6 protein-coding genes and 1 pseudogene are annotated in these 8,297 nt (G+C 66.1%); 5 read left to right on the top strand and 2 right to left on the bottom strand.

Features of this window, described 5'->3' with window-relative positions; translation table 11 throughout:
- Window positions 1-591 precede the first annotated feature (591 nt).
- The 3 genes from QOJ24_RS05000 to fdhD are packed head-to-tail and all read left to right on the top strand — an operon-like array spanning window position 592 to window position 4,745.
- Window positions 592-1,560, top strand: coding sequence for a YncE family protein (locus QOJ24_RS05000; protein WP_526259704.1), 969 nt, complete (start codon window positions 592-594; stop codon window positions 1,558-1,560).
- 9 nt (window positions 1,561-1,569) lie between these two features.
- Entirely contained in the window at window positions 1,570-3,897 is a 2,328-nt protein-coding gene (locus tag QOJ24_RS04995) for an FdhF/YdeP family oxidoreductase (protein ID WP_526259702.1), read from the top strand.
- A complete protein-coding gene (fdhD, locus tag QOJ24_RS04990) occupies window positions 3,885-4,745 on the top strand; it encodes a formate dehydrogenase accessory sulfurtransferase FdhD (RefSeq protein ID WP_526259701.1) in 861 nt (286 codons plus the stop codon). Before QOJ24_RS04995 ends, fdhD begins: the two co-directional genes overlap by 13 nt.
- 19 nt (window positions 4,746-4,764) lie before the next feature.
- Here the strand turns inward: fdhD and QOJ24_RS04985 are convergent, their stop codons facing one another.
- Window positions 4,765-5,724, bottom strand: coding sequence for an alpha/beta fold hydrolase (locus tag QOJ24_RS04985; RefSeq protein WP_526259699.1), 960 nt, complete (start codon window positions 5,722-5,724; stop codon window positions 4,765-4,767).
- A gap of 245 nt (window positions 5,725-5,969) precedes the next feature.
- On the opposite strand from QOJ24_RS04985, the pseudogene QOJ24_RS04980 reads away from it, so the two are divergent.
- A pseudogene (locus tag QOJ24_RS04980) lies at window positions 5,970-7,273 on the top strand (nucleotide disphospho-sugar-binding domain-containing protein).
- An 85-nt stretch (window positions 7,274-7,358) separates the two neighbouring features.
- Complete coding sequence (locus QOJ24_RS04975) at window positions 7,359-7,496, top strand: hypothetical protein (RefSeq protein WP_526259697.1); 138 nt, start codon at window positions 7,359-7,361, stop codon at window positions 7,494-7,496.
- Here QOJ24_RS04975 and clpX read toward each other — a convergent pair.
- On the bottom strand, window positions 7,497-8,297 hold an 801-nt coding region (gene clpX / locus QOJ24_RS04970), incomplete at its 5' end, for an ATP-dependent Clp protease ATP-binding subunit ClpX (protein ID WP_526259695.1).

Here is an 8,297-nt window from a genome sequence, read left to right as displayed (position 1 = left end):
TCCTGCAGCCGCCAGCCGTGGATACGGGAAATCCCGCCGGTCCCCACAATCGCCGCGCGCAGCCGAGGGGCGTAGTAACCGCGTCCGCAAGCCATCCCCGCGCCGGACTCGACCGAAGGATTGTTTGCTGTGGCGACTGCCAAGTGTCTTCTCCGTCGAGTGCAACCACACCGTTCGATGTGCCAGACGTTCGGCGTTCAGCGGCCCCGGCGTGTCGTGTGACTGAAGTCTGGACATGCGTTGACCGATTGTCAATACATCACTACACATTCGTGAAGCCTGGATTCACCGCCGCGAAGCCCTGGCCCCGCGATCACGATCGCCGAGACAAACCTCGGGGCGCATGCCCTCGAATCTCATTGCGGCGCAATAGCCGCATCTCTTCAGCACCGCACGCTCACAGCCAACACTCAGCTCTTGCGCAGGTAGCCAGTGAACGGGCACTGCATCGGAGACGTAACTTGAGGTATGCGGTTGCTTGCTGCGCCAATGGCGTTGATGCTCATCGTTGGCGGTTGTTCACAACAACCCCCGGCCGATACCGCTGCGCCCACTCCCCCTGCAGCGACGACGAGCCTGCCACCGGCCGTCATGCCCAGCCTGGTCCCGACCGAGGGGAACCGGCCGCCCGCCGACGACCTACCGCCTGCGGCCGAGCCGCAGTCGGCGCCACCCCAGACCGCGCCGATCCCCGGTCGAATCGTGCCGGTCGGCAAGGCGCCAGAAGGCGTCGTCGTCGACGCGGCCACCCGCATGGTCGCCGTCGCCAAGCGCGACCCCAACGAGCTTGTCCTGCTGAACGCCGACACCGGCGACATCGCGAAGAGGGTGCCGCTGTCCGGATTCGTCCGGCATCTCCAGCTGGCCAGCCCTGGCGGTCCCGTCCTCGTCCCGGTCGAAAGCGCCAACGCACTGGTCCGCGTCGAGCTGCCGAGCGGGCGGGCGCTGCCCCAGGTCGTCACCGGCGTTGTCCCCCACGACGCCTCGGAGGCCGCGAACGGAACCGTGTTCGTCGCGAACGAGCACGGCGGCACCGTCAGCGTGCTGCGCGGCGAGGAAGTGGTGAAGGTCTTCGCCGACAGTGTGCAGCCCGCCGGTCTGGCGTCGGTCGGCCGATCCATGGGCCTGATCGACGTCCGCAAGAACGATCTGACCATCTACGACACCGAGGACCTGAACATCGTCGGATCCGTACCGGCGGGCGACGGGCCGACGCATCTGGTGGCGGACAAGCACGGCCGCCTGATCGCCGCCGACACCAGGGGCGACGCGATCCGTGTCTTCGAGCCGCTGCCGACGCCGCATCAGGTCGGCGAGGTCGCCCAGCCGGGTGGGCCGTACGGGATCGCCTACGACCCCACCCGTGACCTGCTGTGGGTCGCCTCGTCGGGAACCAACGAGGTCGTCGGCTACGACATGAGCCAACCGACGCCGCGCGAGGTGCGACGCCTGCCGACCGTGCAGAACCCCTACACGCTGGGCGTCGACGCGGATACCGGCAGGCTGTTGATCGCAGGCGTGACGGGCGGGGCGGTTCAGGTGGTGGACACGCAGTCGTAGATTGGAGTCATGGCAGTTCGACGCGAGATCACCAGCGACTGGAATGCCGACTACGACGAGCATGCAGTGATTTCGACCGGCGCCGAGCGGGAGGCCGCGGGCGTCAAGGCCGTGATGGTGTCGCTGAAACGCGGGCTGGAGTCGATGGGCGTCTTCCGCACCGCGGCGTCGCTGATCCGGCTGAACCAGCAGAAGGGTTTCGACTGCCCGGGCTGCGCGTGGCCCGAGGAACACGGCGGCCGCAAGTTCGCGGAGTTCTGCGAGAACGGCGCGAAGGCCGTCGCCGAGGAAGCCACCAAACGCGTCGTCACCCCGGAGTTCTTCGCCAGGCACTCGATGGCCGAACTCGAAGCCAAACCCGAATACTGGCTGTCGCAGCAGGGCCGTCTCACCCACCCGATGGTTCTGCGGCCCGGCGCCGACCACTACCAGCCCATCGATTGGGCGGACGCCTACCGGTTGATCGCCGACGAGCTGCGCGCACTGGACAGCCCGAACGAGGCGGTGTTCTACACGTCGGGGCGCACCAGCAACGAGGCCGCGTTCGTGTATCAGTTGTTGGTTCGCAGCTTCGGCACCAACAACCTGCCGGACTGCTCGAACATGTGCCACGAGTCGTCGGGCGCGGCGCTGACCGACTCGATCGGCATCGCCAAGGGTTCGGTGACCGTCGAGGACATCGCCGAGGCCGACGTGATCGTCATCGCCGGCCAGAACCCGGGCACCAACCATCCCCGCATGCTTTCGGTGCTGGAGAAGGCAAAGGTTAACGGCGCCAAGATCATCGCGGTCAATCCGTTGCCCGAAGCGGGCCTGATCCGGTTCAAGGACCCACAGAAGGTGCACGGCGTGGTTGGACACGGCATACCGATCGCCGACGAGTTCGTCCAGATCCGGCTCGGCGGCGACATGGCACTGTTCGCCGGCCTTGGTCGCTTGCTTCTGGAGGCCGACGACCGTGCGCCGGGCAGCGTGATCGACCGCGACTTCGTCGACGCGCACTGCTCGAACTTCGCGGAATACGAGCAGCGCACCCGCCAGATCGATCTGGACACCGTTGTCGAGGCGACCGGCATTTCGCGGACGCAACTCGAGCGGGTGGCGAAGGTGCTGGCCGAATCCGAACGAACGGTGGCGTGTTGGGCGATGGGCCTAACCCAGCACCGGCACGCGGTGTCGATGATCGCCGAGATTTCCAACGTGCTGCTGATGCGCGGGATGATCGGCAAGCCTGGGGCGGGCCTGTGTCCGGTCCGCGGGCACTCCAATGTTCAGGGCGACCGAACCATGGGCATCTGGGAGAAGATGCCGGAGACGTTCCTCGCGGCGCTCGACGATCGATTCGGCATCGTCAGCCCGCGTGAAGTCGGCGTCGACACTGTGGACGCGATTCGGGCGATGCGTGACCGCCGCGCAAAGGTGTTCATGGCGATGGGCGGCAACTTCGCCTCGGCCACCCCGGACACCGCCGTCACCGAGGCCGCCTTGCGCAGTTGCTCCCTGACGGTGCAGGTTTCGACGAAACTGAACCGCAGCCATCTGGCGCACGGCTCGACCGCGCTGATTCTTCCGTCGCTCGGCCGGACCGACAAGGACGTCCAGGCCGGTGCCAAGCAGATGGTGTCGGTCGAGGATTCGATGTCGATGGTTCATCTGTCGCGCGGCAGCCTCAAGCCACCCAGTGACGAAGTGCGCAGCGAGGTGGCGATCGTGTGCCAGCTCGCCAGGACGTTGCTCGGGGCTGACCATCCGGTGCCGTGGGAGAAGTTCAACGACGACTACGACCAGATCCGGGATGCGATCGCCGCCGTGGTGCCGGGCTGTGCCGACTACAACACCAAGGTCAGGCAGCCCGACGGCTTCCAGCTGCCGCATCCGCCCCGTGACTCACGTGAATTCCCCACCAGCACAGGGAAAGCCAACTTTGCATTGAACCCGCTCGAGTGGGTACCGGTGCCGCAGGGTCGACTGGTACTTCAGACGTTGCGCAGCCACGACCAGTACAACACCACCATCTACGGGCTCGACGACCGCTACCGGGGCGTCAAGGGCGGCAGGCGTGTCGTCTTTGTCAACCCTGCCGACATCGAGGCGTTCGGCCTGTCCGAAGGTGACCGGGTGGACCTGGTGTCGGAGTTCAGCGACGGCGATGGTCAGGTTCAGGAGCGAACGGCCAAGGACTTCATGGTGGTGCCCTATTCGACGCCGGTCGGCAATGCCGCGGCCTACTACCCTGAGACCAACTCCCTTGTGCCGCTTGACCACACCGCGGCACGGTCGAATACCCCGGTGTCCAAGGCGATTGTCGTCCGATTGGAAAAAGCATGGGCCGGGTGACTTCGCGCCGACGTGCCAGCCATGTCACGGCCGACGATGCGGTGACGCGGCCCGAGACGTTGGTCGTCGAAGAGCCGCTGGAGATCCGCGTCAACGGCAACGCGGTCACCGTGACCATGCGGACACCAGGCTCGGATGTCGAACTCGCGCAAGGCTTCCTGCTGACCGAGGGGGTCATCGGGCACCGCGACGACCTCCTCACGGTGCGCTACTGCAAGGGCACCGGACCCGACAACATGAACACCTACAACGTGCTGGACGCGACGCTCGCACCCGGCATGCAGATGCCTGCGATGGACATCACGCGCAACTTCTACACGACGTCGTCATGCGGTGTGTGCGGCAAGGCATCCCTCGACGCGGTCCGCACCGTCAGCCGCTACTCCCCCGGCGACGACGCCTCGCACGTCAAGGCCGAAACGCTGTCTGCGATGCCCGAACAACTGCGCGCCCAACAGAAGGTGTTCGCCAGCACCGGCGGTCTGCACGGCGCCGCACTCTTCGACGCTAACGGCGCCGTGCTCACGGTGCGGGAGGACGTCGGCAGGCACAACGCCGTGGACAAGGTCATCGGCTGGGCCGTGGAGCAGGACAGGATCCCGCTGACGGGAACCGTGCTCCTGGTCAGCGGCCGCGCGTCGTTCGAGCTCACGCAGAAGGCGGTGATGGCGGGCATCCCCGTGCTTGCGGCGGTCTCGGCCCCGTCGTCGCTCGCGGTGGACCTCGCCAGCCAGTCCGGCCTGACGCTTGTCGCCTTCCTGCGCGGCGAATCGATGAACGTGTACACCCGGCCAGACCGCATCAGGTCACAGCGTGGGGTATCCGTCGCGCGATCCGCGGATCAATAGCTCTGTCGTTCAGCCAGGTTCACGCTGCCATTGCAGGCTGTGTATACCGTCGTCCGGACCGCTGAACCTGCGCTGCGGTTACCGGGTCGGAGTCGATGCCCGCGGCGATCGTGTTGCTGATGGCATCGGTGACCGCATGGGGGGCCTCGTGAGGGAGCATGTGCCCGGCCATCGGGAGGTGCACGTGTGTGGCGCCGGGTATGGCGGCTACCAAATCGCGCGCATGGGCTGGCGGGGTCAGGACGTCTGCTCCCCCGCTGAGGATGGTCGCGTGGGCGCGAATCGAGGCCAGCGTGGCGTATTGGTCGTAGGACCGCAGACTTGGCAGGAACCCGACGGCGGTGGTGAGGGATGCCGCGGCCATGGCCGTATCGAACAGTGCCGCCAGGGTGGCGCGGGACTGGTCACCGACCTGGAGGGCTAGGGCGGCGCGTACGGGTTTGGTGAGCAGACGAACTGCCCGTTGAGGCGCGCGAGTCGCTAACTTACACAGCATGTCTGAGGCGGGACTGGCCAGGAGTCGGGCCACGCCGCGCTCAGCGAGCCGACCGGCCGCAGTGGCGACGAGGACGACTCCGTGCGGCTGCACGGGTCGATCAGCCGGCGGCCGGCCAAGATAGGTGAGCGCGACCATCCCGCCCATTGAGTGGCCGACGAGGGTGAGCGAGCCGGTCACGTCGAGGGCTTCGAGGACGTCGGCGAGGTCGGCGGTGAGCTGCTCGATGACGTAGGTGCTTGTCGGGGCGGTATCCGAATCACCGTGGCCGCGGTGGTCATAGCTGATGATCCGGATGCGGGCACCCCAGCGCCCGGTCAGGTGATGGATTTGACTGGCCCACGACCCCTGCTCAAGGCAGAGGCCGTGCAGGAGCACAACCGTGGCTTCGGCGTCGATGGGCCCTCGGTCTTGCACCGCCAGTCGCACGCCATCGCGAACGGTCACTGTCCGTTCGGTGTAGGCCGTGCCTTCCGTGGTCATGATCGAAATACTCATCGATCAGGTAGGGGGTCCGTAATCGTCGGAAAGCCAGACTTCGCTCCTTATCAAGGAGGGTTTCCTATCCGCCGGGTAAGCCTCGCGGTAGTCGAGCACCCGTCGGACAACAAGTCGGAAACGGTCCTACCTGCGATCTCCCCCAAATCTCCATAGAACCTCCAAGCTCGCGAGCGCCGCGATCGCCGACGATCAATCCCGTCGAACAACGATCGAACGGCGCACGAACGATGGCAGAGATCTTGATCGCGGCGCTGTCGCCCGTCGGGCACATCGGCCCGCTACTGAACGTCGCGCGAGGGCTGGTCGACCGCGGGGATCGTGTCACCGTGCTGTCAGGCGCCGGTCGCGCCGACGACATCCGCGCGACGGGCGCCATACCCACAACGCTGACGGCCCAGGGCGACCTCGACCTGGCCCTGTTGGAAACCGACAGCGGACGCGAGGAAACCAGCGGAATCAAGCGGCTCAACTTCGACATCATCCGGCTCTTCGTCGCCCCGATGCCCCACCAGACCAAGGCGCTGTCCGACCTCATGACGCAGACGCGGTTCGACGCGATCCTCGCCGACTACGGGTTCTTCGGTGTGCTCCCGTTCGTCCTCGGAGACCAGTCCGCCCGCCCGCCGATACTGCTCTACGGCACCACCCCGCTGATGTTCAGCAGCCGCGACACCGCCCCCAGCGGACTGGGGCTGCCTCCATCGACGAGCTCACTGGGTCGGTTGCGCAACCGCACCCTGAACCTCTTGTCGCACAACGTGTTGCTCCGCCAGTCGCAGAAGGCCGCGAACTATCAACTGCACCGGCTGAACTCCCGCGAGCTGCCGATGTTCCTGCTCGATTCCGGCGCACTCGCCGACCGCTTCATCGCGCCGATTGTCCCTGAATTCGACTATCCGCGAACCGATCTGCCCGCTAACGTCCGCTACGTCGGCATGGTGCACCCGGCACCGGCGACGAAGTTCCGCCCACCGGTCTGGTGGCCGAAGCTCGACGGCGACCGTCCCGTCGTGCACGTCACTCAGGGCACCGTCGATAACGCCGACTTCAGTCGGCTGTTGCGACCGACGATCGAGGCACTGGCGGACGAGAAGGTCATGGTGGTGGCCACCACCGGCGGACCGAAGGTCTCGACGCTGGACTTCCCCATCCCACCCAATACGTATGTCGCCGAGCATATTCCGCACGACATGTTGTTGCCGAAGGTGACGTGATGGTCACTAACGGCGGGTACGGTGCCGTGCAGCGCGCGCTCGCGACCGGTGTGCCGTTGGTGGTCGCAGGCAATACCGAGGACAAGCCCGAGGTCGCGGCGCGCGTCGCGTGGTCGGGGGCAGGCATCGACCTGAGGACCGGCACCCCGAGCGCGAAGGCCGTTCGCAACGCGGTGCGCGACGTGCTCGGCGACGGCCGGTATCTCACCCGCGCCCGCGAGCTGGAAGTGGCATATGCCCAGCGCTGTGGCGTAGCGGAGATAGCGGCGCTCATCGACGAAGTGGTCAGCGAACGGCGTGCGGCGGTGACGTCATGAGCTGTGCCGACCCGCTCTGCTTGCCGCCGGACTCGAGTAGCCCACTACGCGTGCCCACCCCGCAACGTCCGGAGAGAGTGGAGCCATGGTTAGCAACTTGCAGTTTGTCGCCGTTGCGGCCTACCTGCTGTGGTGCCTGTTCAGCGCCCTGACCGGCACAGTCGAGTCCCACGAGCAGGACGCCACATCATTTGTTGACGAAACCGACAAAAGTGACTTTTAGCTAAGCGCTCTTCTCGCGCCGTTCGGGTCGGGCGGGCTTGCGCGGCACGATCGTCGGGAGCACGTTGTCCTCGACGGTCTCCTTGGTCACGACGACCTTGGCGACGTCGTCGCGGCTGGGGATGTCGTACATCACCGGCAGCAGCACTTCCTCCATGATCGCGCGCAGGCCGCGGGCACCGGTGCCACGATGGATGGCCTGATCGGCGATGGACTCGAGTGCGTCCTCGTCGAACTCCAACTCCACGCCGTCCATCTCGAACAGCCGGGTGTACTGCTTCACCAACGCGTTCTTGGGCTCGGAGAGGATCTTGACGAGTGATTCCTTGTCGAGGTTCGTCACCGACGCCACGACGGGCAGCCGGCCGATGAACTCGGGGATCAGCCCGAACTTGATCAGGTCCTCGGGCATGACCTCGGCGAAGTGATCCTGGGTGTCGATCTCGGCCTTGGAGTGCACCTCGGCGCCGAAGCCCAGCCCGCGCTTGCCGACGCGGTCGGAGACAATCTTCTCCAGACCCGCGAATGCGCCCGCCACGATGAACAACACGTTGGTGGTGTCGATCTGGATGAACTCCTGGTGCGGATGCTTGCGACCGCCCTGCGGCGGCACTGAGGCCTGCGTGCCCTCGAGGATCTTCAGCAGCGCCTGCTGCACGCCCTCGCCGGACACGTCGCGGGTGATCGACGGGTTCTCGCTCTTGCGGGCGATCTTGTCGACCTCGTCGATGTAGATGATGCCGGTCTCGGCGCGCTTGACGTCGTAGTCGGCGGCCTGGATCAGCTTGAGCAGAATGTTCTC

Source organism: Mycobacterium sp., from assembly GCF_032159775.1.
In the GTDB taxonomy this organism is placed as follows: Bacteria; Actinomycetota; Actinomycetes; order Mycobacteriales; family Mycobacteriaceae; genus Mycobacterium.
This window is presented reverse-complemented; position numbering and strand designations above follow the sequence as displayed.